The sequence below is a fragment of the Pseudomonas inefficax genome (genome assembly GCF_032164165.1).
Lineage (GTDB): Bacteria > Pseudomonadota > Gammaproteobacteria > Pseudomonadales > Pseudomonadaceae > Aquipseudomonas > Aquipseudomonas inefficax.
The window spans coordinates 2,564,368-2,588,390 of the sequence record NZ_CP134401.1; the positions used below are offsets into that span (position 1 = coordinate 2,564,368).

Sequence of the window (24,023 nt, forward strand, 5' to 3'; positions counted from 1 at the left end):
TTATGATCTGTCGAAGACTAGCAGCGGGTTTTGCGGCGGGTATTGCAGTTGGTCGGATGGCCGTGGGCTGCACAGTTTTTTGTAGGCGCGGCCTTGTGTCGCGAAAGGGCTGCGCAGCAGCCCCAGGATTTCAGCGTCGCCGTATCGATTGCTGGGGCTGCTTTGCAGCCCTTTCGCGACACAAGGCCGCTCCTACAAAGAGGGCGGTGTGAGGTTGGAGTCAGGCGCCGGGGGTGAAATGCTTCTGCGCCGTCCCGCGGGCAATCAGCCGCGACAGGTAGTCGAGCTTCTGAGCATCTTGGTCGACGAACTTGAAGGTCAGTTGCAACCAGTCACTGTCGGGCTTGGGTTCCAGTGCCGCGACGGCATGCAGGTAGCCGTTAAGGCGGGCAACCTCGGCGTTCTCGCCCTGCTCCAGGTCCAGCACCGCGCCTTCCAGGACCTGGGGCAGCGCGTCGCCACGGCGCACCACCAGCAAGGCCTCTTTAAGGCTTAGCGCCTTGATCACGCACGGCTGCATGCCGCCTGCCAGGCGCAACTGGCCCTGGCCACGGCCGGTCGGCGCGGGGGCGGCGGGCCGGGGGGCGTTGGTCACTGGCCGGGCGGGAGCCGGTGCAGCTGCCGGCGCCGCAACCTTTACCGCTTCAGGTTTGCCGGCTGTCAGCGCATTGAGCGAGTCATTGGCGAACGCCGAGTTGACCCGTGCCTGGCCACTGGCCATAAGGCTGTCGAGCTTGCCGATCCTGGTCAGGGCCTTTTTCACCTTGGTCAGCAACTGCTCGTTGGTGAACGGTTTGCCGACAAAATCGGAAACGCCCGCCTGGATCGCCTGGATGACGTTTTCCTTGTCGCCACGGCTGGTCACCATGATGAACTGCAGGTTCTTCAACTCTGGCTGCTGGCGGCACCAGGTGAGCAGCTCAAGCCCGGACATTTCCGGCATCTCCCAGTCGCACAGGACCAGGTCGAACGCTTCCTTGCCCAGCATGGCCATGGCCTTGCGACCGTTGACGGCGTCGTCGATGGTCATGCCCGGGAAGGCATTGCGCAGGCATTTGCGGACCAGATCACGGATAAACGGGGCGTCATCCACGACCAGCACATTCACTTTACTCATCGATACTCCTTCTGAATCCCGACTAGCCTACCGCCGAATAATGGCCACTTGCTACAACTTGGTCACGCCGGGACTTCTTCACATCGTTCGCGGGTGCCTGCCGGCTCCTCGACCGCAAACGAAAACGCCCGGCCAAGGCCGGGCGTCGATGCTCGGGAGCAACCTTACTTATCGTCAGGTTCGCCCGGAACATTAGCGTTTTCGCCATCAGAAACAGCAGTGCCCTGCACTTCTGCCGTCATACGCTTGAGGCCCATGTGACGCACGTCGGTGCCGCGCACCAGGTAGATCACCAGCTCGGAGATGTTGCGCGCATGGTCGCCGATACGCTCCAGCGAACGCAGGACCCAGATCACGCTCAGTACCCGCGAGATCGAGCGCGGGTCTTCCATCATGTAGGTCACCAGCTCACGCAGGGCGGTCTTGTATTCACGGTCGATGGTCTTGTCGTACTGGGCCACCGACAGCGCCAGGTCGGCGTCGAAGCGGGCAAAGGCGTCCAGCGCGTCGCGGACCATGTTGCGCACCTGGTCGCCGATATGGCGCACCTCGACATAGCCGCGCGGCGACTCGCCTTCCTCGCACAACTGGATGGCGCGACGGGCGATCTTGGTCGATTCGTCACCAATGCGCTCCAGGTCGATCACCGACTTGGAGATGCTGATGATCAGGCGCAGGTCGGAGGCCGCCGGCTGACGACGGGCGAGGATGCGCAGGCACTCCTCGTCGATGTTGCGCTCCATCTGGTTGATCTGCTCGTCGACTTCGCGCACTTGCTGGGCCAGGCCCGAGTCGGCTTCGATCAGCGCAGTGACTGCGTCGTTGACCTGCTTTTCGACCAGGCCGCCCATGGCCAGCAGGTGGCTGCGCACCTCTTCGAGCTCGGCGTTGAACTGCTGGGAAATGTGATGGGTAAGGCTTTCTTTGTTGATCATCGTTCGCTCCGCGAAGAAGCTGCAAGCTTCAAGTAGTTCGTGTCATTCCCTGGTCCACCTTGGCAAACACATCCTGTGGGAGCGGGTTCACCCGCGAACACCGGCGAAGCCGGTGCCAGACACCGCGGCGACTGCTTCGCGGGTAAACCCGCTCCCACAGGGGCCAGGTACCTGTCCCGAGCGGCGATCAGCCGTAGCGACCAGTGATGTAGTCTTCGGTCTGCTTCTTCGCCGGGTTGGTGAACAGGGTGTCGGTATCCCCGAATTCGACCAGTTTGCCCATGTACATGAACGCGGTGTAGTCCGAAACACGGGCCGCCTGCTGCATGTTGTGGGTCACGATGACGATGGTGTACTTGGATTTCAATTCGTAGATCAGTTCCTCGACCTTCAAGGTCGAGATCGGGTCCAGTGCCGAGCACGGTTCGTCGAGCAGCAGCACTTCCGGCTCCACGGCGATGGTGCGGGCAATGACCAGACGCTGTTGCTGGCCACCGGAAAGGCCCAGTGCCGACTCGTGCAGGCGGTCCTTGACCTCGTCCCACAGGGCCGCACCCTTGAGCGCCCATTCAACCGCTTCGTCGAGCACGCGCTTCTTGTTGATGCCCTGGATGCGCAGGCCGTAGACCACGTTTTCGTAGATGGTCTTGGGGAACGGATTGGGCTTCTGGAACACCATGCCCACACGGCGGCGCAGCTCGGCCACATCTTCGCCCTTGCGGTAGATGTTGTGGCCATACAGATTGATGGCGCCTTCCACGCGGCAGCCGTCAACCAGGTCGTTCATGCGGTTGAAGGTACGCAGCAGGGTCGACTTGCCGCAGCCGGACGGGCCGATGAAGGCGGTCACGCGCTGCTTGGGGATGTTCATCTGCACATCGAACAGCGCTTGCTTGTCACCGTAGAACAGGCTCAGGCCTGGCACTTCGATGGCTACGGTTTCTTCGGCCAGGCGCAGGCTCTGCTTGTCGCGGCCCAGGGCAGACATGTCGATGCCGTGGGCATGGGATTCTTGCTGCATGGTCAACTCCATACGCTAACAATACGTTTCAAAGGGCCGCCCGGCCCGCGGGCGGCACGCTTGCAATCAGGTTCAGCTGTCGAGGGCCTTGTACTTCTCGCGCAGGTGGTTACGGATCCACACGGCCGAGAGGTTGAGGGCCGCGATCACCAGCACCAGCAGCAACGCGGTGGCATAAACCAGCGGCCGCGCGGCCTCGACGTTAGGGCTCTGGAAGCCGACGTCATAGATGTGGAAGCCCAGGTGCATGATCTTCTGGTCCAGATGCAGGTACGGGTAGTTCCCGTCCACCGGCAGCGACGGAGCCAGCTTTACCACGCCCACCAGCATAAGTGGCGCCACTTCACCAGCGGCGCGGGCCACGGCGAGGATCATGCCGGTCATCATCGCCGGGCTGGCCATCGGCAGGACGATCTTCCACAGGGTTTCGGCCTTGGTCGCGCCCAGGGCCAGCGAGCCTTCGCGCACGGTGCGCGGGATACGCGCCAGGCCTTCCTCGGTGGCCACGATCACCACCGGCACGGCCAGCAGCGCCAGGGTCAGCGATGCCCACAGCAAGCCCGGGGTACCCAGGGTTGGCGCCGGCAGTGCTTCGGGGAAGAACAGGCGGTCGATCGAGCCACCCAGCACGTAGACGAAGAAGCCCAGGCCGAACACGCCGTAGACGATCGCCGGTACACCGGCCAGGTTGTTCACCGCGATTCGGATCAGGCGGGTCACCGGGCCCTGTCTGGCGTATTCGCGAAGGTACACGGCAGCCAACACACCGAACGGAGTGACGATCACGGCCATGATCAGGGTCATCATCACGGTACCGAAGATGGCCGGGAAGATACCGCCCTCGGTGTTGGCTTCACGCGGATCGTCGCTGAGGAACTCCCAGACCTTGGTGAAGTAGGTGCCCAGCTTGGTGAACCCCGACATGGCATTCGGCTGGATGGCGTGCACCACCTTGCTCAGGTTGATTTCCACTTCACGGCCGTTGCCATCGCGGGCCACCAGGCTGTCGCGGGCGAAGGCCTGGTGCAGGCCGGTCAGACGGTCTTCGATGGCCTTGTAGCGGCTGTTCAGCTCGGCGCGATCAGCGTCCATGTCGGCCTGGGCAGCGGCGTCCAGCTTGCCCTCCAGCTCCAGCTTGCGGGCCTGCAGGCGCAGGCGCTCGAGGCCATGGTTGATGGCACCGATGTCTTTCTTCTCGAGGCTTTGCAGTTCGCTGTTGAGCTGGTTGGCACGCTTCAGGCGGGCCTGCAGTTCGTTCCAGGCAGCAGCGCCTTCGGCGACCACGCGGCCTTCTTCCTTGACGCTGACCAGGTAGCCGTAGAAGTTGCCCCACTCGCGGCGCTCCAGGGCGATCAGGTCGGTCGGGTGCTTCTCATCGATCAGCCAATCGCCAACCACCCAGGTGAAGTCGCTGCCGTTGAGATCGCGGTTGCCCACCTTGATCAGCTCACGGGTCATGAACTCCGGGCCCTGGTCAGGCACTGGCAGGCCGGCGCCCTTCAGGCGGGCACGGGGTACTTCCTCCTTTTGCACCACTTCGCCGATGACGACATGATCGGCCTGGCCCGGCACCTTGTAAGTGGCCTGGACAAGATCGGCCGGCCAGAAGTGGCCCAGGCCGCGCACGGCAATCACCGCCAGCAGGCCAACGGTCATGATCACTGCCATGGCCACCGCGCCGCCGCTCATCCAGACGCCTGGGGCGCCGCTCTTGAACCAGCCTTTGAGGGAATCCTTTTTCACGGATCGCTACCTTTCTATCAAAGCGACGAGTATTTCTTGCGCAGACGCTGGCGAATCAGCTCGGCCAAGGTATTCATGATGAAGGTGAACATCAGCAGCACCAGCGCGGCCAGGAACAGCACGCGATAGTGGCTGCCGCCGACTTCCGACTCCGGCATTTCGACGGCCACGTTGGCGGCCAGCGTGCGCATGCCCTCGAACAGGTTCAGCTCCATCACCGGCGTGTTGCCGGTGGCCATCAGCACGATCATGGTCTCGCCCACCGCGCGGCCCATGCCGATCATCAGCGCCGAGAAAATACCTGGGCTGGCGGTGAGGATCACCACGCGGGTCAGGGTCTGCCAGGGCGTCGCACCCAGGGCCAGAGAACCCAGGGTCAGGCTGCGCGGCACGCTGAACACGGCGTCTTCGGCGATGGAGTAGATGTTCGGGATGACCGCGAAACCCATGGCGATGCCCACGACCAGGGCGTTGCGCTGGTCATAGGTGATCCCCAGGTCGTTGGTGATCCACAGGCGCATGTCGCCGCCGAAGAACCAGGTTTCCAGGTGCGGGCTCATGGTCAGGGCGAACCAGCCGGTGAACAGGATGACCGGGATCAGGATCGCCGCTTCCCAGCCATCCGGGATGCGCAGGCGAATCGACTCGGGCAGTCGGGTCCAGGCGAAACCGGCCAGCAGGATACCGAGCGGCATCAGCAGGAACAGGCTGAACACGCCTGGAAGGTGGCCTTCCAGGTACGGGGCGAGGAACAGGCCGGCGAAGAAGCCGAGGATTACCGTCGGCATCGCTTCCATCAGTTCGATCACCGGCTTGACCTTGCGGCGCATGCCCGGGGCCATGAAATAAGCGGTGTAGATGGCCGCGGCAATTGCTAGCGGGGCCGCCAGGATCATGGCGTAGAACGCGGCCTTGAGGGTACCGAAGGTCAGCGGCGACAGACTCAGCTTGGGCTCGAAGTCGGTGTTCGAAGCGGTCGACTGCCAGACGTATTTCGGCTCGTCGTAGTTCTCGTACCACACCTTGCCCCACAGCGCGCTGAAGGAAACCTCCGGGTGCGGGTTGCGCAGGCTCAGCGGCAACAGCTTGCCGCCCTCTTCGATGATGATGCGATTGGCACGTGGCGACAGGGCCAGGATGCCAGGGCCTTCGGCGACCGGCTCGACCAGCAAGGTACGGTGCGCAGTGCTGTGGAACACGCCCAGCTCGCCTGCGGCGTCGAGGGCGACAAAGCCCTTGCGGCGCTCTTCGGCGTCGATTTGCACGACCGCAGCCTTGCCCATCTGGAAGGTGCGAATCAGCTTGAAGCGCGATTCGCCATCAGGATCACGGGCCATGAACCACTGGGCCAGGCCGCCCTTGGAATCGCCGATGATCAGCGAGATGCCGCCGACCAGCTGGGCGGTGGCGGTAATTTCGGTGTCGGCGCTTTCAGACAGCTTGTAGCGCCCGTTGAGGCTCTTGTCGCGCAGGTTGAACACGTCCGCGGTGGCGCGGCCGTTGATCACGTACAGCCACTGCTGACGCGGGTCGATGAAGATGTTCTTCACCGTTTCGGTCATCTGCGGCAGTTCGATGCGGTTCTGTTCGGTGGTGACCTCTTCGGTCATCATGTTTTCGGTGCGGGTCAGCTCGACCACCTGCAGATGCGCGCCGGTGGAGCCGGCCATAAGCAGGGTGTCGCCATTGACGTTGACGCTGACATGCTCCAGCGCACGGCCCTGCTCGTCGAGCACGAACGGCTGTTCGCCGTACGGGTAGTCGATGCTGGGAGCGATGGTTTTCTTGTTGTCCGGATAGGTGACCTTGTAGGTGTGGTGGAACACCAGCGCCTGGCCGTTGGACAAGCCCAGCACCACCAGCGGGCTGCCCGGCTGGTCGGCACTGATCGAAGTGACCTGGGTGCCTGCCGGCAGCGGCAGGTCGACACGCTTGAGCTCGTTGCCGGTCTTGGTATCGAAGAACAGTGCCTGGCCCTTGTCCGAAACGCGCATGCCCACCAGGTTCTGCTCTTCAAGCGCGATCATCAGCGGCTTGCCGGCATCCTGCTGCAGCCAGGTCGGCTCCAGGGCTTTCTTGCTGGTCAGCTCGGCGCCCTGGAACAGCGGCAGCACCACATAGGCCAGATAGAAGAAGATCAGGGTGATCGCCGCCAAAACGGCAAGCCCGCCCACCAGTACATACCAGCGGGTCAGGCGATCCTTGAGCGCGCGCATGCGGCGCTTGCGTTGCAACTCCGGCGTATTGAAATCAATCCGCACGGGCGGGGAGTTTTGGGTCATGTTGGAGTTGGCCAGATCATTCATGCGCACACCCTAGCGGTCCCGTGTGACAAAAACATTACAAAGTGGTGACGCACGAAAGCCCGCCGCTCAGTAAACCTGGCTTCGGACTGGGAATTTCGTGGAAGAGGCCGGGCAGCAGCACCGGCCTCCTCCTCAGTTACTTACTTTTTTGCGACGTTACCCGCGTGGGACAGGCCCAGGTCAGCCAAGGTCTTGTCGACGACTTTGGCCGGCAGCGGGATGTAGCCGTCCTTCACCACGACCTGCTGGCCAGCTTGCGACAGCACCAGCTTGACGAACTCGGCTTCCAGCGGCGCCAGAGGCTTGTTCGGGGCCTTGTTGACGTAGACGTACAGGAAGCGGGACAGCGGGTAAGTGCCGTTCAGGGCGTTGGTTTCGTTGTCTTCAACGAACTCACCACCTTCCTTCTTGGCCAGGGCCACAGTCTTGACGCTGGCGGTCTTGTAGCCGATACCCGAGTAGCCGATGCCATTCAGCGAGGAGCTGATCGACTGCACGACCGACGCCGAGCCAGGTTGTTCGTTGACGTTAGGCTTGAAGTCGCCTTTGCACAGGGCTTCTTCCTTGAAGTAGCCGTAGGTGCCCGATACCGAGTTACGGCCGAACAGCTGCACTGGCTTGTTGGCCAGGTCGCCGGTCACGCCCAGGTCACCCCAGGTCTTGACGTCGGCCTTGCCACCGCACAGGCGGGTGGAAGAGAAGATGGCATCGACCTGGGCCATGGTCAGGCCTTTGATCGGGTTGTCCTTGTGCACGAATACAGCCAGGGCGTCTACGGCGACCGGGATGGCGGTCGGCTTGTAGCCGTACTTCTGCTCGAAGGCCTGCAGCTCGACGTCTTTCATCTTGCGGCTCATCGGGCCAAGGTTGGCGGTGCCTTCGGTCAGCGCAGGTGGCGCGGTGGAGGAGCCGGCAGCCTGGATCTGGATGTTTACGTTCGGATATTCCTTCTTGTAGGCCTCGGCCCACAGAGTCATCAGGTTGGCGAGGGTGTCCGAACCGACGCTGGAGAGGTTGCCCGAAACACCGGTGGTCTTGGTGTAGGTCGGGATCGCAGGATCGACAGCGGCTACCGCGTTGGCGGTTGCAACGCCAGCGGCGGCAAAGGTGAGGGCCGCCATCAAACGCTTCAGTTTCATGCCTTGCTCCTAGCAGGAATATTGGGGTGTTGGATGGAACGGGCCCAAGTATCTGCAGGCCGCATGAATACGATATGACTTGATTATGACAATTGGATGAAAGGCCATCATCAAAACAGGCCTGGCCTCTTCGCGGCTAAAGCCGCTCCCACAGGAATGGCACCGGCTTCAAGGCAATGCCGCACCTGTGGGAGCGGCTTTAGCCGCGAAGAGGCCAGCAGCCTTAACGCTTGTTGGCGAGCAGGTACAGGCCCACGGCCAGACCAACGGCACACAACCCCGCCACATAGTAGGCAGGCGCCATCGGGCTCACTTTCAACAGCGCAGTCACCACCATCGGTGTCAGCCCACCAAAGATCGCGTAGGCCACGTTGTACGAGAACGACAGCCCGCTGAAGCGCACCACCGCCGGGAATGCCTTGACCATCACATAAGGTACCGCACCGATCACGCCCACACACAGGCCGGTCACCGCATACAACGGGAACAGCAGCTCGGGCCGGGTCGGCAGGCTGTGGAAGAAGGTCCAGGAACTTGCCAGCAGCAGCAGGCTGCCGATCACGAACACCCGGCCAGCACCGAAGCGGTCTGCCAGGCTGCCAGCACCGATGCAGCCGAAGCTGAGCAGCACGATCGCCATGCTGTTGGCCTTGAGCGAGTCGATAGGGCTGATGTGGTAGATGCTCTGCAGCAGTGCCGGGGTCATCAGGATGACTACCACGATGGCAGCAGACAGCATCCAGGTCAGCAGCATCGATAGTATGATCGCACCACGATGGTCACGCAGCACCGCGCGCAACGGCAGCTCCTCGGCCAGCGCCTTGCGCTGCTGCATTTCGGCGAACACCGGGGTTTCGTGCAGCCAACGGCGCAGGTACACCGAGAACAGGCCGAACACACCGCCAAGCAGGAACGGGATACGCCAGGCGTAATCGGCCACTTCTTCGGCGCTGTACACGCTGTTGATCAAGGTGGCCACCAGCGAGCCCAGCAGAATGCCCGCGGTCAGGCCCGCAGTCAGGGTGCCGCAGGCGTAGCCGGTGTTGCGCGCTGGCACGTGCTCGGACACGAACACCCAGGCGCCCGGTACCTCGCCACCGATTGCAGCGCCCTGGATCACGCGCATCAGCAGTAGCAGGATCGGCGCCAGCATGCCGATCTGTGCATAAGTCGGCAGCAAGCCCATGATCAGCGTTGGCAGGGCCATCATGAAGATGCTCAGGGTGAACATCTTCTTGCGCCCGAGAAGGTCACCGAAGTGAGCCATGATGATGCCGCCCAGCGGCCGCGCCAGGTAGCCGGCGGCAAAAATGCCGAAGGTTTGCATCAGGCGCAGCCATTCGGGCATGTCGGCCGGGAAGAACAGCTTGCCGACCACCGTGGCGAAGAACACGAAGATGATGAAGTCGTAGAACTCCAGCGCGCCGCCCAGGGCGGACAGTGAGAGGGTCTTGTAGTCACTGCGGGTCAGCGGCCGCGAGGGCTGCTCGATACTGCTCGGCACGGAAGTCATCGCTGATTGTTCTCTTTGTAGGCATGCAGGCCGCTTGGCACGCGGCTTCTGGATTGGGGAGACAAGCGAAGATAGCAAATTGCTGAGCTGCGCCGAAAGCGATACAAAATCCCTACACATATTCATGAATGCACGGTCGTCGCTGGCCGTTATGCTCTATATACTGGCAGTTCGTAGGAAAAGGTTGCTGCTAGCGTGGGATGTTGTGCGAAAACGCCGGTCTTTATGTCAGGCGGTTTCGCAGAGTTTCCCTACGGCCGCTCAGTGAAACGAAATCGGCGTAGTATGTTTCAAGCTGAATCGTTTACCCGGCCTTTGCGCCACCCCAACGAAAGCGTCACGGGTCAGAGGCCCCATCGCATGATTGAGCTCGAACAAGAAGATCCTATCCCGCAAGGTGACCTGGCCTTGCAGATCACAGCACTGCCGCGCGAGACCAACGGGTTTGGCGACATCTTCGGCGGCTGGCTGGTCGCCCAGATGGACCTGGCCGGTACCGCCATGGCCAGCCGCGTCGCCGGCGGCCGCGTGGCCACCGTGGCCATCGACCGCATGGCCTTTCTGGTCCCGGTCGCCGTCGGCGCTCAACTGTCGTTCTATACCCAGACTCTGGAAATCGGCCGCAGCTCGATCCAGATGATGGTCGAAGTGTGGAGTGACGACCCGCTGTCCAGCGAATGGCGCAAGGTCACCGAAGCCGTCTTCGTTTTCGTCGCCATCGACGGCAGTGGCCGCACCCGCTCCGTACCTCGTCGCTGAGCCACGCCGGCGGTAAACTCATTGCATGTGCCCGGGTCCAAGGCCCACTGGCAATCAATGAGATGAATGCAATGGCTACCTACCAGGTCGTAACCGAGCAACATGGCGAACTCAGCTGCTGGCGTATCAGCAACGACCACGCCGAACTACTGGTCGCCCAGCAGGGCGCGCAGATCCTCAGCTACCAGCGCGTTGGCCAGCCACCGCTGCTGTGGCTGAGCGACCAGGCCATCTTCCGTCAGGGCAAGTCGGTACGCGCCGGTGTGCCGGTGTGCTGGCCGTGGTTCGGCAACCTGCAGCGCAACCCCCAGGCCGTGCAGGCCATGTACCACGGCGAACAGGCACCCGCGCATGGCCTGGCGCGGGCGCGCGACTGGCAATTGCTGGGTATCGAGGAAACGGGCGAAGGCCTGCGCATCGAATTCGAACTACCGGAAGCGCAGGGTGACCTGCCTGGCTGGCCTCATGACGTCGAGCTGAAACTGGTAGTGGTGCTGGGCGAGGACCTGCGGCTGAACCTGACCAGCCGCAATATGGGCAACACTCCCGTCACCATCAGCCAGGCCCTGCACAGCTACTTCGCAGTCAGTGACGTGCGCCAGGCGCGGGTCGAAGGGGTCGAGGGGCTGAGCTATATCGAGACCCTGGCTGACTGGGAGCAGCGTCAGCAGCAAGGGGCGCTCGAGTTCGCCGGGGAAACAGATCGGATCTACCTCGGCACCCCGCCAACGCTGAGCATTGTCGACCCGCACTGGAAGCGGCGGATTACCCTGACCAGCAGCGGGTCACGTTCGGCGGTGATCTGGAACCCTTGGACCGAACGGGCCAGAGAACTACCGGACATGGCCGATGATGGGTGGCAGCGGATGCTGTGCATCGAGACGGCGAATGTGTGGGATGACCTGGTGGAGTTGAAACCTGGGGCCAGCAGTTCGCTGGAGGTCAGGATTGGCTGTGAAATGATCTGAGTTTTGCAGTATCTGTTCGGGCCCCTTCGCGGGTAAACCCGCTCCCACAGGGTCTCCACGATATTCAAGGTTTGTGACGACCTGTGGGAGCGGGTTTACCCGCGAAAGGGCCGGTACAGGCAATCAGAGGTCTGCGTCCTCCACCACCCTCACCTTCCCCGCATCCAGCGCATAGGCCGCATCGGCCAGGTCGTTGCTGACCTTTTCCACCTTCAGCTTGCCGCTGACCCAAAGCGGTGTGTAGATATCATCGATCTTCAGGCCTTTCGGGTAGCGCACCAGCACCAACTGGTTCGGTGGTGGTGGCGGCACATGGATGCACGCTCCTGGGTAAGGCACCAGGAAAAACAGCGTGCTGTTGCCCTTGGCGTCGCTCTCCAGGGGCACCGGGTAGCCGCCCAGGCGAATATCCTTGCCGTTCATGGCAGCCACAGTCTTGGTCGAGTACATCACCGCCGGCAGGCCCTTGCTCTGCTTCAGGCCGCCCTTGTCGGTAAAGGTGCCCATAGCTTCCGGGGAGTTGTGGTCGATTTCAGGCATTTGCTCGAGTGCCTGCTGGTCCGACTTTGGCATCAGCTCCAGCCAGTCGGTTTCAGGCAGTTCGGCATGAGCCAGGGTACTGACCAACAGCAGTGAGGCGAGGAAAAAGGCACGCATGAAAATGCTCGGCAACTCGAATGAATTGCCGGGCATTCTAACCAATATTCAGCGTTTCTTGATGAATCCGTAGATCACCAGGAGGACGACTGCCCCCACCAGCGCGCCAAAGAAGCCCGCGGCCTCTCCGGCCTGATAGATGCCCAGCGCCTGGCCGCCGTAGGTGGCCAGCAGGGAGCCGGCAATACCCAGCAGGATGGTCATGATCCAGCCCATGCTGTCGTCGCCCGGCTTGATGAAGCGGGCCAGCAGGCCGACGATAAGGCCGATGAAGATGGTTCCAATGATACCCATGGCAATCCCTCTGCAGTGATGATGGAACAAGCCAAAGCCTAGACAGCGCTTTGGCTCGTTGCCATTTCAGAGGGCAAGCCGCTGGTAGAAGTTCGATCAGTTGCCGATCAGGGCATCTACTTCGGCAATCTTGCGCTCGAGGGTGGCCATGTCGTGGCAGCGCAGGGTGGCGTGACCAACCTTGCGACCAACCTTGAAGGCCTTGCCGTAGTGGTGCAGATGGCAGTCACCGATGGCAACCACCTTGTCCACCGCCGGCACTTCACCGATGAAGTTGAGCATCGCGCTCTCGCCAACCTTGGCGGTCGAGCCCAGCGGCAGGCCGGCGATGGCGCGCAGGTGGTTCTCGAACTGGCTGCACTCGGCGCCTTCAATGGTCCAGTGCCCGGAGTTGTGTACACGCGGGGCGATTTCGTTGGCCTTGAGGCCGCCGTCGACTTCGAAGAACTCGAAGGCCATCACGCCCACATAGTCCAGTTGCTTGAGCACGCGGCCCACGTAGTCTTCAGCCAGAGCCTGCAGCGGGTGCGCCTGGCTGGCGACCGACAGGCGCAGGATGCCGCTTTCGTGGGTGTTGTGCACCAAGGGGTAGAAGCGGGTTTCGCCATCACGGGCACGTACGGCCACCAACGACACTTCGCCGGTGAACGGCACGAAGCCTTCCAGCAGGCACGGCACGCTGCCCAACTCGGCAAAGGTACCGACCACGTCCTCAGGCGTGCGCAGCACCTTCTGGCCCTTGCCGTCGTAACCCAGTGTGCGGGTTTTCAGCACGGCCGGCAGGCCGATGCTGGCCACCGCGGCGTCCAGGTCGGACTGCGAGAGAATGTCGGCGAAGGCCGGGGTGGGGATACCCAGGTCGCGGAACATGCTCTTTTCGAACAGGCGGTCACGGGCGATGCGCAGCGCTTCGGCGCTGGGGTACACCGGCACGAACTGCGAGAGGAAGGCGACGGTCTCGGCCGGGACGCTTTCGAACTCGAAGGTGACCAGGTCGACTTCGTCGGCCAGCTGGCGCAGGTGGTCCTGGTCGCCGTAGTCGGCACGCAGGTGCTCGCCCAGCGGCGCGGCGCAGGCGTCCGGCGCCGGGTCGAGGAAAGCGAAGTTCATGCCCAGCGGGGTACCCGCCAGGGCCAGCATGCGGCCCAGCTGGCCGCCACCGATTACACCGATCTTCATGGGTTGAGCCTCAAGCCTGGCGCGGGTCTGGGTTGTCCAGCACGGTGTCGGTCTGCTCCGTGCGGAACTGCTTGAGCGCCGCGTGGTACTGCGGGTACTTGGCGCCGAGAATACTGGCCGACAGCAGCGCAGCGTTGACCGCACCGGCACGGCCGATGGCCAGGGTGGCTACCGGCACACCGGCTGGCATCTGCACGATCGACAGCAGCGAATCGACACCCGACAGCATCGACGATTGCACGGGCACGCCCAGCACCGGCAGGTGGGTCTTGGCAGCGCACATACCTGGCAGGTGGGCTGCGCCACCTGCACCGGCGATGATCACCTCGATGCCACGGCCCTCAGCCTCTTCGGCATACTGGAACAGCAGATCCGGGGTGCGGTGGGCGGAAACCACCTTCACTTCGTAGGGAATGCCGAGTTTTTCCAGCATATCGGCGGTGTGGCTAAGGGTGGACCAATCGGACTTGGAGCCCATGATCACGCCAACCAGTGCACTCATCGTCGAGCCTCTTCGCTTGTGCGCCCTTGGGCGCGTCAAAAAACAACAAGCCACGCGGGACGACCGGCGTGGCTTGTTTGCTGATCAGGACCGGACGCATCCGGTCGAAAGGCCGCGCAGTATACCGTAAGGTGGTGCGTTTAAGGCACCCCGGCGACCAACTGTCGCCCCTTATTTTTCGGGGCTTTGACTGACTTTTGGGTCAACCATCGCCGCCCCCTCGAGCTTGCGCCACAACAGCCTTACATTGGCCTTGCGCACCAGGGCGCAACGATACAGGCGGATTTCCAGTGGCACGTGCCACTGGCTGCCGCCGCAGATCGCCAGTTCGCCCCGTTCCAGTTCGCCACGCATCGACAGGCGCGGTACCCAGGCGATGCCCATGCCTTCCAGCGCCATGCTCTTGAGGCTGTCTGCCATGGCGGTTTCATAGACAGTGGTATAGCGCAGGTTGCGCTGGCGCAGCAGCAAGTTCACCGAACGGCCAAGGAAGGCTCCGGCGGTATAGGCCAGCAGCGGCACGCTGCCCTCGCCCTCCAGGTCGAACAATGGCTTGCCTTCCGCATCCACAGCGCACACAGGCAACATTTCGGTGGTACCCATGTGCAGCGACGGGAAGATTTCAGCATCCATCTGCAGGGCGGCATCCGGGTCATAGAAGGCCAGCATCAGGTCGCAGCCTCCTTCGCGTAATGCATGCACGGCATCGCCGACGTTGGTCGCAACCAGACGGGTGGCGATGTTCAACCCATCGTTGCGCAACTGGGCCACCCAACGCGGGAAAAAGCCCGACGCCAGGGAGTGTGCCGCAGCCACCTGCACCACTTCGCCCTGCCCGCCTTCCAGATGATGCAAATGGCGGAGAATTTCGCTCAACTGGTCGACAACGGTACGTGCCGTGACAAGAAAAAGCTGGCCGGCTTCAGTCAGTTCTATTGGCGTGCGGGAACGATTCACCAACTGCAGACCCAAGGCTGCTTCAAGGCTGCGAATACGCCTGCTGAAGGCAGGTTGAGTCACGAAACGCCGCTCTGCCGCCTGGGAAAAACTGCGGGTTGCTGCCAGCGCGCTGAAGTCTTCCAGCCATTTGCTTTCAAGGTTCACGAAGCACATCTCCCGGCGTGCACCAAAATGGAACACGCTCGAATGTCAATTGGCGTCACATGAAACACTATGCCGTTTGTGCATAGGTTAGCGTGCAACAGCATTGGCCGCAAAATCACCTTCAGGCCTAGGATTGGCGCCATTCCGGCATGTGCCGGGTCAAATTCGAGATGATATACATCATGTCCTCCGCTGCATCGTTCCGCGTCGAAAAAGATTTGTTGGGTACCCTTGAAGTTCCTGCAGATGCCTACTACGGCATCCAGACCCTGCGCGCTGCCAACAACTTCCACCTCTCCGGTGTTCCGCTGTCGCACTACCCGAAGCTGGTCGTGGCCCTGGCCATGGTCAAGCAGGCTGCTGCCGACGCCAACCGTGAGCTGGGTCACCTGAGCGATGCCAAGCACGCTGCCATCACTGCAGCCTGTGCCCGCCTGATCAAAGGCGATTACCACGACCAGTTCGTGGTGGACATGATCCAGGGCGGTGCTGGTACCTCTACCAACATGAACGCCAACGAAGTCATCGCCAACGTCGCGCTGGAGGCCATGGGCCACCAGAAGGGTGAGTACCAGTACCTGCACCCGAACAACGACGTGAACATGGCGCAGTCGACCAACGACGCCTACCCGACAGCCATCCGTCTGGGCCTGCTGCTGGGCCACGACGCCCTGCTGGCCAGCCTCGACAGCCTGATCCAGGCCTTCGCTGCCAAGGGCAAAGAGTTCGATCACGTACTGAAGATGGGCCGTACCCAGCTGCAGGACGCCGTACCGATGACCCTGGGCCAGGAATTCCGCGCTTTCGCCACCACCATGACCGAAGACCTGCAGCGCCTGCGCTCGCTGGCCCCGGAACTGCTGACCGAAATCAACCTGGGCGGTACCGCCATTGGCACCGGCATCAACGCCGACCCTGGCTACCAGGCCTTGGCCGTACAGCGTCTGGCTACCATCAGCGGCCAGCCGCTGGTACCGGCTGCCGACCTGATCGAAGCGACCTCCGACATGGGCGCCTTCGTACTGTTCTCCGGCATGCTCAAGCGTACCGCAGTCAAACTGTCGAAGATCTGCAACGACCTGCGCCTGCTGTCCAGCGGCCCGCGCACCGGCATCAACGAGATCAACCTGCCAGCGCGTCAGCCAGGCAGCTCGATCATGCCAGGCAAGGTCAACCCGGTTATCCCTGAAGCCGTCAACCAAGTGGCCTTCGCCATCATGGGCAACGACCTGGCCCTGACCGTCGCCGCCGAAGGTGGCCAGCTGCAGCTGAACGTGATGGAGCCGCTGATCGCCTACAAGATCTTCGACTCGATCCGCCTGCTGCAACGTGCCATGGACATGCTGCGCGAACACTGCATCGTCGGCATCACCGCCAACGAACAGCGCTGCCGTGAACTGGTCGAGCACTCGATCGGCCTGGTCACCGCCCTGAACCCATACATCGGCTACGAAAACGCCACCCGTATCGCCCGCGTTGCCCTGGAAACCGGCCGCGGCGTACTGGAACTGGTGCGCGAAGAGAAGCTGCTGGACGACGCGATGCTCGACGACATCCTGCGTCCGGAAAACATGATCGCTCCCCGTCTGGTTCCGCTGAAGGCGTAACCAGGCTGCTGTAAACAGTCTCACCAGGTCGAGGGACTAGACACCTCTCAACCTTTCCAAGGCCCGAGCCTATGCTTCGGGCCTTTTTTTTGCCTGCAAGATTTTGGGGCTGCGTTGCAGCCCATCGCGACGCAAGGCCGCTCCCACAAGAGCCCTGCGTTCACCGCTCAATGTGGGAGCGGCCTTGTGTCGCGATAGGGCCGCAGAGCGGCCCCCGAACATCGGCACACAACTTGCTCCATAATGCGTCCCAGGCCGACGGGATTACCCAGCATGCTGCACAGCCACCTCACCACCCTCAACGCGGTTTCGCTGATCCTCAACGTATTCCAGGCAGACGGTTGCGAAGCGTCGGCGCTACTGGCCGGCAGCGGCATCGGCCCGGCGGACCTGGGGCACGCCGATGCACGCATCACCACCCAGCAGGAACTGCAGGTGTGTGCCAACGCCGTTGCCCGGCGCGAGGATATCGGCCTGGAACTGGGCCGGCGCATGCATGTGTCGTGCTACGGCATGCTCGGTTACGCCCTGCTCTCCAGTGCCACTTTGGGTGACGCCTTGCGCTTGGCGCTGCAGTATCCGGCACTGCTGGGAACAGTCTTCAAGCTGCGTTTGCTGGAGGACGGCCAACGCGTCTGGTTCAGCGCCAGCGACTACCACGACAGCCCGACGCTGACCGCCTTCAATGCCGAGTTCTGCCTGGTATCGCTGAAAGTCATCTGCGACGACCTGCTCGGCCGACCGCTGCCCCTGCTGGGCGCCCGCTTCGAACACCCACGCCCGGGCTACCATGCCCTCTATGCCGGTGCCTTCCAGTGCCCGATCGGGTTCAGTGCCGAGGACAACGCCTTTGCCTTTGAACGGCGCTGGCTGGACACGCCACTGCCGCTGGCCGACCCGATTACCCACAAGGCCATGAGCGAACGCTGCCGGCGCCTGAACCTTGAATTCACAGGCCGCCAAGCCTGGCTGGGGCGGATTCGCCAACTGCTGGCGCAACAACTGGATGCAGCGCCCGGGCTGGAAGGGCTGGCGCGGCAGATGAACTGCTCATCGCGCACCCTGCGCCGGCATTTGCAGGCGTTGGGCAGCAGTTATCAACAGCTGCTGGATGAATTGAGGTTCGAACGGGCCAAGCAGTTGCTGGCTGATGAGCAGATGCCGATCTATCGGATTGCCGAGTCCCTGGGTTTCAGCGAGACCGCCAGTTTCCGGCATGCCTTCCAGCGCTGGAGTGGCGTTGCGCCCAGTCACTTCCGCGGTTGACCTGTACCGGCCCTTTCGCGGGTGAACCCGCTCCCACAGGGATTGCACACACCCAGGTGCAACACTGTACCTGTGGGAGCGGGTTCACCCGCGAAAGGGCCAGTACAGGCCACCAACAAATCCAGCCAAAGAGCTTGGCCACATCGATCCCCTTTTGGCCACTTGCGTCGTTCTCCCTCACTGGCCCACCCATGAAAATGGGCCCACGCCAGTACCCACCGGAGAACAAAAATGCTGACGATCTATTCCGATGACCACCGCCTGCACCACGGCCGCTGCGAGCTGATCGACGGCAAGCTGATGCCCTGTTTCGAAATGCCGTCACGCGCCGACCATGTGCTCGACCAGGTAAAAAAGCGCAACCTCGGCGACATCCAGGGCCCCACCGACTTCGGGCGCGCACCGTTGCTGCGCATCCACAGCGCCAGCTACCTGGACTTCTTCGAAGGCGCCTGGGCGCGCTGGGCCGCACTGGGCCAGGAAGGCGACTTGCTGCCGTTCACCTGGCCCGCACGCACCCTGCGCCAGGTAAAACCCACCGGCCTGCACGGCGAACTGGGCTACTACAGCTTTGATGCTGGCGCACCGATCACCGCCGGAACCTGGCAGGCTGCCTACAGCGCCGCCCAGGTCGCCCTTACCGCCCAGGCGGCGATCCAGCAAGGCGCCCATTCGGCCTTTGCCCTGTGCCGCCCGCCAGGGCACCACGCCGCTGGCGAAGTCATGGGCGGCTATTGCTACCTGAACAACGCCGCCATTGCCGCCCAGGCCTTCCTCGACCAGGGCCGGCGCAAGGTCGCCATCCTCGACGTCGACTACCACCACGGCAACGGCACCCAGGACATCTTCTACCACCGCAACGATGTGTTCTTCGCCTCGATCCATGGCGACCCGCGCGACGAGTTCCCGTTCTTCCTCGGCCATGCCGATGAAACCGGCGAGGGTGCCGGTGAAGGCTGCAACATCAACTACCCACTGCCGGCCGGCAGCGACTGGGCCGCCTGGAGCGCCGCCCTGGAGGACGCCTGCCAGCGCATCGCCGCCTATGACGCCGACGTGCTGGTGGTCTCGCTGGGCGTGGACACCTTCAAGGACGACCCGATCTCGCAGTTCAAGCTGGACAGCCCGGACTACCTGGAAATGGGCAAGCGCATTGCCCAGCTCGGCAAGCCGACCCTGTTTGTGATGGAAGGCGGCTACGCTGTGGAAGAAATCGGTATCAACGCGGTCAATGTGCTGGAAGGCTTCCAGCACGCCCAGCCAGGAGCCCGGTAATGGTCCGACTCAAGCGTCTGCTCGCCCCGTTCATCGCCGTCACCTTGTTAACCGGTGCCCTGCAGGCCCAGGCCGAACAGCGCACCCTGCGGGTGTACAACTGGTTCGACTACATCACCCCGCAAACCCTCACCGAGTTCCAGAAAGACAGCGGAGTGAAGCTGGTCTACGACATCTTCGACACCAACGAGGCGCTGGAAGCCAAGCTGCTGACCGGCAACTCCGGGTATGACGTGGTAGTACCGTCCAACGTGTTCCTCGCCAAGCAGATCGAAGCGGGAGTGTTTCAGCCGCTGGACCGCAACAAGCTGCCGAACTGGCAGCACCTGGACCCGGCGCTGATGAAGCTGATCGAGGCCAACGACCCCGGTAACAAATTTGCCGTGCCCTACATGTACGGCACCGTACTGGTCGGCTTCAACCCGGCCAAGGTCAAGGCTGCGCTCGGCGACAACGCCCCGGTGGACAGCTGGGACCTGATCTTCAAGGAAGAGAACATCGCCAAGCTCAAGCAATGCGGCGTGGCCCTGCTCGACTCGCCGTCGGAAATCATGCCGCTGGCCCTGCAGTACCTGGGCTTGCCACCCAATAGTGACAAACCGGCTGATTACAAGAAAGCCGAAGCGCTGATGCTGAAGATCCGCCCGCACATCACCTACTTCCACTCCTCGAAGTACATGGCTGACATCGCCAACGGCGATATCTGCGTGGCAGTGGGCTACAGCGGCAGCTTCTCGCAGGCCGCCAACCGGGCCCGCGAGGCGAAGAATGGCGTGGTGGTGGACATGCGCCTGCCCAAGGAAGGTGCACCGATCTGGTTCGACATGCTGGCGATTCCGAAGAACGCGGCCAACCCGGAAGATGCCCACGCGTTCATCAACTACCTGCTGCGGCCCGAGGTGATTGCGCCGATCAGCGACTTTGTCGGGTACCCAAACCCGAACAAGGACGCGACCGACAAGGTGAGCCCGGCGATTCGCAACAACCCCAACCTGTATCCGACGGCGGAGGCAATGGCCAAGCTGTATACCCTCAAGCCCCTGGCGCGGGATGCCGAGCGGGCGCGGACCAGGGCCTGGACGCGGATCAAGTCCGGAACCTGATTTAGAGCCGGGGCTGCTTTGCAGCCCCATTCACTTTCTCCAAGCCTTGCGCAAGCGCATCAACGCCTCGGCAATCTCCCCCTCCGGCACCGCTGCAAACCCCAGCACCAGCCCCGCGCGCTTATCCACAGGCTGCTCGCTGTCCGCCAGCCAGAAATTACTCAGCGGCGTTACCTCAACGCCGACCGCTTCCGCCTTGGCCACCAGCTCCTGCTCCCGCGCAAAGTTATCCACATCAACCTTCACATGCAGCCCCGCCGCCACCTCCGGCATGCCTCCCAACCCCGGAATATCCACAGGCCAACCAGCCTTGAGCACATTGCGCCTGCTCAACGCCGCCTTGCGCATGCGCCGGATATGCCGCTGGAAATGCCCCCGGGCCATGAACTCTGCCATCACGCACTGGCTACTGACCTCCGAATGCCGCACCGCCAGCGCCCTGCCCTGGCTGAACGCCTGCGCCAGTTGCGGCGGCGGCAGTACCAGGTAGCCCAGGCGCAATGCCGGAAAGGCGATCTTGCCGAAGGTGCCGACGTACAGCACCCGCCCGTGCTGGTCGAGCGCCGCAAGCGGGGCCAAGGGCGCACCGCTGTAGCGGTACTCGCCGTCATAGTCGTCTTCGATGATCCAGCCATCGCTGCGCTCGGCCCAGGCCAGTAGCTCCAGGCGTCGCGCCAGGCTCATCGTCACCCCGGTCGGGTACTGGTGGGCCGGCGTGACATAGGCCAGCCGGCAATCCGCCAGCTGCCCGAGCCGGCGACAGTCCATGCCGTCCTCGTCCACCGGTACGCCATGCAACCTGCCACCGGCCAGCGCAAAGGCATGCCCGGCTGCGCGGTAACCCGGGTTTTCCACAGCCACACCTTCGCCCGGCTGCAATAGCAACTGTGCACAAAGGCTGATGGCCTGCTGCGCACCACTGGTGATCACTATTTGTTCAGCCGCACAACTCAGCCCACGCGAGCGACGCAGGTAGGCTGCAATCAGTTCACGCAGCAGCGGCTCACCTGCAGGGTCACCGTAACCCAGCTGCGCCGGATTCGGGTTGCGCCAGAAACCCGCCTGCAGCTTGGCCCAGACGTCGAACGGGAACAGGTCGAACGCCGGAATACCGACGCGAAATGCACGCGGGGCACCGCTTCTTGGGGGCGGTAGATGGTTAGTTTTCAGGCGCTGCAAAGGCTCGCTGGACCACCGCTTGCTGGATAAATCCTCAGTATTTTCCCGGGAAAATGTGGATAAGTCTGTTGATAAGCCCCTGGATAACCCTGTGGATACTTGTGTGGATAGTTTTACATTGGAGAGTTTCGGCAGCTGGCTGACATAGGTGCCATCGCCTACCCGGCTCTCGATGTAGCCCTCGGCATATAGCTGGTCATAGGCCCGCACCACGCTGTTGCGTGACAGCGCCAGCATGGCGGCCAGATCACGCGTGGCGGGTAGCCGCGTGCCACTGCTCAGGCGCCCATCCAGCACCCGCGCACGTAGCGCCTGGTACAGCTGCTGGCTGAGCCCGCGGCGGCGATCAAGGGCGATCCCGGCAGGGTCGAAAGGCAACACGAGGGGGCGCTCGCTCATGGCATTGGACCTATCAAAACAGCTGTTAATGGCTCTTACTATGAGCCAATAGCCTGCCTAGGATGAAGCCATCGCACAAGGAAACCGAGCATGTACAACAGCAAACCCCATCAGGAACATGACCTCGGGCACCTGCACCAGCACATGCTCGACACCCGCCTGGCCATCCTGGTAAGCCAGGGCGAACAAGGCCTGCTGGCCACGCACCTGCCCGTGCTGGTCGATACCGGCGAAGGCGAATTCGGCACCGTCTATGCCCACCTGGCGCGAGCCAACCGCCAGTGGCACGACCTGGAGCATGGTGGCGAAGCCCTGCTGGTGTTCCCCGGCGCCGATGCTTATGTCAGCCCTGGTTACTATCCGAGCAAGGCCGACAACCCCAAGGTGGTGCCAACCTGGAACTACCTGGCCGTGCACGCCTATGGCCCGGCGGAAGTGATCCACGACGCAGAACCATTGCTGGCAATTGTCAGTCGCCTGACCGAGCGCCACGAACAAGGCCGCGACGAACCGTGGAAAGTCACCGACGCTCCGCGTGAGTACCTCGATGGCATGCTCCGCGCCATCGTCGGTGTTCGCCTGCCCATCGCCCGCCTGCAAGGCGCGCGCAAGCTCAGCCAGAACCGCTCCGAGCAAGACATTGCCGGCGTGCGTGAAGGCCTGCGCGCCAGCCCCGACTACCTGGATAACCAACTCGCGGCGCACATGCGCCAACTCTGAAGGAATAGCCCATGTCCAGCGTTACCCTGCGTTCCGTCACCAGCCAGGACCATGCTGCCTGGCTCGCCCTGTGGCAGGCCTACCTGCACTTCTATGAATCCGAATTGCCCGAAGGGGTCAGCCTCAGCACCTGGCAACGCTTGCTCGACCCGAACGAACCGACTCATTCGGCACTGGCTTGGGTCGATGGCAAGGCCGTGGGTATGGTCAACTTCATTTACCATCGTACCAACTGGAGTATCGGTAACGCCTGCTACCTGCAGGACCTGTACGTGGACAGCACGCAGCGTGGCCTGGGCATCGGCCGCCAGCTGATCGAGCATGTCTACACTGCAGCCAAGGCCGAAAACTGCAGCAAGGTGCACTGGCTGACCCACGAGACCAACGCCACCGCCATCAGCCTGTACCAGCAGGTTGCCGAGCGCTCGGGCTTCATTCAATTCCGCAAAGAGTTCTAAGCCGAACATGACCGACGCATTGAACTGGAAACCCGCCGCAGTCCCCCAGGCCGAGCCCATCGACGGCCGCTTCACCCGCCTGGAAAAGCTCGACCCGGCGCGCCATGGCGACGATCTCTGGGAGGCGCTGCAAGGTCCGGCTGCCGACCCGGTGCTGTGGGACTACCTGCCCTATGGCCCGTTCACCGAACGTGCCGCCTTCAACCGTTGGCTGGAGGGCAACGCCGCCGGCCGCGACCCGCTGTTCTACACCGTGATCGACCGCCCGAGCGGCCAGGCGCAGGGCATCCTCAGCCTGATGTCGATCGTACCCGACCACGGCCGCATCGAAATCGGCCACGTCGCCTTTGGCGCCGCCATGCAGCGTACGCCCAAGGGCACCGAGGCGGTGTACCTGCTGGGCAAGCTGGGCTTCGAGCTGGGCAACCGCCGGCTGGAGTGGAAGTGCAACAACGCCAACGCCCGCTCCAAGCGCGCGGCGGAGCGGTTTGGCTTTGTATTCGAAGGGGTGTTCCGCAAGCATCTGGTGGTGAAGGACCACAATCGGGATACGGCGTGGTATTCGATTACCGATGATGAGTGGCCAGCGGTGGCTGCCGGGTTCGAGCGGTGGTTGAGCGAGGAAAACCAGAAGCCCGAGGGGCAGGTGCAGACCTTGGAGGCGTGCCGCAAGGGTTGAGAGTTGCACTGGACCAACCGGCCTCTTCGCGGGCTTGCCCGCTCCCACAGGTTTTCCACAGGTCTCGAGACTGGTGGTGTACCTGTGGGAGCGGGCAAGC

General features: G+C 62.7%; 22 protein-coding genes. 9 read left to right on the forward strand and 13 right to left on the reverse strand.

Annotation, left to right across the window (positions count from 1 at the left end; all coding sequences use genetic code 11):
• Positions 1-220: 220 nt before the first annotated feature.
• The 7 genes from RIN61_RS11485 to RIN61_RS11515 form a co-directional block, all read right to left on the reverse strand.
• Complete coding sequence (locus RIN61_RS11485) at positions 221-1,117, reverse strand: response regulator (protein WP_112249437.1); 897 nt, start codon at positions 1,115-1,117, stop codon at positions 221-223.
• Between the two features lie 164 nt (positions 1,118-1,281).
• Positions 1,282-2,052, reverse strand: a complete 771-nt coding sequence (gene phoU / locus RIN61_RS11490; protein ID WP_112249438.1) for a phosphate signaling complex protein PhoU — start codon at positions 2,050-2,052, stop codon at positions 1,282-1,284.
• Between the two features lie 187 nt (positions 2,053-2,239).
• Positions 2,240-3,073 carry a phosphate ABC transporter ATP-binding protein PstB gene (gene pstB / locus RIN61_RS11495; protein WP_207876997.1) on the reverse strand — a complete coding sequence of 278 codons (834 nt, stop codon included), beginning with the start codon at positions 3,071-3,073 and terminating at the stop codon, positions 2,240-2,242.
• A 72-nt stretch (positions 3,074-3,145) separates the two neighbouring features.
• The gene (gene pstA / locus RIN61_RS11500; RefSeq protein ID WP_215520567.1) at positions 3,146-4,762 is read right to left on the reverse strand and encodes a phosphate ABC transporter permease PstA; all 1,617 of its coding nucleotides are present in this window, start codon (positions 4,760-4,762) and stop codon (positions 3,146-3,148) included.
• Positions 4,763-4,833: 71 nt separating this feature from the next.
• On the reverse strand, positions 4,834-7,122 hold the full coding sequence (locus RIN61_RS11505; RefSeq protein ID WP_112249442.1) for an ABC transporter permease subunit: 2,289 nt from the start codon (positions 7,120-7,122) through the stop codon (positions 4,834-4,836).
• A 140-nt stretch (positions 7,123-7,262) separates the two neighbouring features.
• Positions 7,263-8,261 carry a phosphate ABC transporter substrate-binding protein PstS gene (locus tag RIN61_RS11510; RefSeq protein WP_056793940.1) on the reverse strand — a complete coding sequence of 333 codons (999 nt, stop codon included), beginning with the start codon at positions 8,259-8,261 and terminating at the stop codon, positions 7,263-7,265.
• A gap of 223 nt (positions 8,262-8,484) precedes the next feature.
• Complete coding sequence (locus RIN61_RS11515) at positions 8,485-9,774, reverse strand: MFS transporter (protein WP_112249443.1); 1,290 nt, start codon at positions 9,772-9,774, stop codon at positions 8,485-8,487.
• Between the two features lie 360 nt (positions 9,775-10,134).
• On the opposite strand from RIN61_RS11515, the gene RIN61_RS11520 reads away from it, so the two are divergent.
• Together RIN61_RS11520 and RIN61_RS11525 are read left to right on the forward strand one after the other, a co-directional pair.
• On the forward strand, positions 10,135-10,533 hold the full coding sequence (locus RIN61_RS11520) for an acyl-CoA thioesterase (protein WP_003253317.1): 399 nt from the start codon (positions 10,135-10,137) through the stop codon (positions 10,531-10,533).
• 71 nt (positions 10,534-10,604) lie between these two features.
• Positions 10,605-11,501 (forward strand): D-hexose-6-phosphate mutarotase, encoded by an 897-nt coding sequence (locus RIN61_RS11525; protein WP_313857246.1) that lies wholly within the window; start codon positions 10,605-10,607, stop codon positions 11,499-11,501.
• 123 nt (positions 11,502-11,624) lie between these two features.
• On the opposite strand, the gene RIN61_RS11530 is transcribed toward RIN61_RS11525, so the two are convergent.
• The 5 genes from RIN61_RS11530 to RIN61_RS11550 form a co-directional block, all read right to left on the reverse strand.
• Entirely contained in the window at positions 11,625-12,158 is a 534-nt protein-coding gene (locus RIN61_RS11530) for a DUF3299 domain-containing protein (RefSeq protein WP_370290545.1), read from the reverse strand.
• Positions 12,159-12,206: 48 nt separating this feature from the next.
• On the reverse strand, positions 12,207-12,452 hold the full coding sequence (locus RIN61_RS11535) for a GlsB/YeaQ/YmgE family stress response membrane protein (protein ID WP_112249445.1): 246 nt from the start codon (positions 12,450-12,452) through the stop codon (positions 12,207-12,209).
• A gap of 96 nt (positions 12,453-12,548) precedes the next feature.
• A complete protein-coding gene (locus tag RIN61_RS11540; protein ID WP_112249446.1) occupies positions 12,549-13,631 on the reverse strand; it encodes a 5-(carboxyamino)imidazole ribonucleotide synthase in 1,083 nt (360 codons plus the stop codon).
• Between the two features lie 10 nt (positions 13,632-13,641).
• Positions 13,642-14,133: a 5-(carboxyamino)imidazole ribonucleotide mutase gene (gene purE, locus RIN61_RS11545; RefSeq protein WP_003253304.1), complete on the reverse strand. Its 492-nt coding sequence runs from the start codon at positions 14,131-14,133 to the stop codon at positions 13,642-13,644.
• 171 nt (positions 14,134-14,304) lie between these two features.
• Positions 14,305-15,237: a LysR substrate-binding domain-containing protein gene (locus RIN61_RS11550; protein ID WP_075046777.1), complete on the reverse strand. Its 933-nt coding sequence runs from the start codon at positions 15,235-15,237 to the stop codon at positions 14,305-14,307.
• Between the two features lie 182 nt (positions 15,238-15,419).
• Here RIN61_RS11550 and aspA point away from each other — a divergent pair, with 182 nt between their 5' ends.
• The 4 genes from aspA to RIN61_RS11570 all read left to right on the forward strand — a co-directional run bounded on the left by aspA (position 15,420) and on the right by RIN61_RS11570 (position 20,488).
• Positions 15,420-16,844, forward strand: a complete 1,425-nt coding sequence (gene aspA, locus RIN61_RS11555) for an aspartate ammonia-lyase (protein WP_112249494.1) — start codon at positions 15,420-15,422, stop codon at positions 16,842-16,844.
• Between the two features lie 273 nt (positions 16,845-17,117).
• Positions 17,118-18,110, forward strand: coding sequence for an AraC family transcriptional regulator (locus RIN61_RS11560; RefSeq protein ID WP_112249447.1), 993 nt, complete (start codon positions 17,118-17,120; stop codon positions 18,108-18,110).
• Positions 18,111-18,341: 231 nt separating this feature from the next.
• Entirely contained in the window at positions 18,342-19,385 is a 1,044-nt protein-coding gene (locus RIN61_RS11565) for a histone deacetylase family protein (RefSeq protein WP_112249449.1), read from the forward strand.
• On the forward strand, positions 19,385-20,488 hold the full coding sequence (locus RIN61_RS11570) for a polyamine ABC transporter substrate-binding protein (protein WP_313857252.1): 1,104 nt from the start codon (positions 19,385-19,387) through the stop codon (positions 20,486-20,488). Before RIN61_RS11565 ends, RIN61_RS11570 begins: the two co-directional genes overlap by 1 nt.
• A 30-nt stretch (positions 20,489-20,518) precedes the next feature.
• Here RIN61_RS11570 and pdxR read toward each other — a convergent pair whose 3' ends face one another.
• Entirely contained in the window at positions 20,519-22,066 is a 1,548-nt protein-coding gene (pdxR, locus tag RIN61_RS11575; RefSeq protein ID WP_112249451.1) for a MocR-like pyridoxine biosynthesis transcription factor PdxR, read from the reverse strand.
• A gap of 90 nt (positions 22,067-22,156) precedes the next feature.
• Between pdxR and RIN61_RS11580 the strand changes: the two genes are divergently transcribed.
• The 3 genes from RIN61_RS11580 to RIN61_RS11590 are packed head-to-tail and all read left to right on the forward strand — an operon-like array spanning position 22,157 to position 23,923.
• Complete coding sequence (locus RIN61_RS11580; RefSeq protein ID WP_112249452.1) at positions 22,157-22,786, forward strand: FMN-binding negative transcriptional regulator; 630 nt, start codon at positions 22,157-22,159, stop codon at positions 22,784-22,786.
• Positions 22,787-22,797: 11 nt separating this feature from the next.
• The gene (locus tag RIN61_RS11585) at positions 22,798-23,244 is read left to right on the forward strand and encodes a GNAT family N-acetyltransferase (protein ID WP_112249453.1); all 447 of its coding nucleotides are present in this window, start codon (positions 22,798-22,800) and stop codon (positions 23,242-23,244) included.
• Positions 23,245-23,251: 7 nt separating this feature from the next.
• Positions 23,252-23,923, forward strand: a complete 672-nt coding sequence (locus tag RIN61_RS11590; RefSeq protein ID WP_207876992.1) for a GNAT family N-acetyltransferase — start codon at positions 23,252-23,254, stop codon at positions 23,921-23,923.
• The last annotated feature ends 100 nt before the right edge of the window (positions 23,924-24,023 follow it).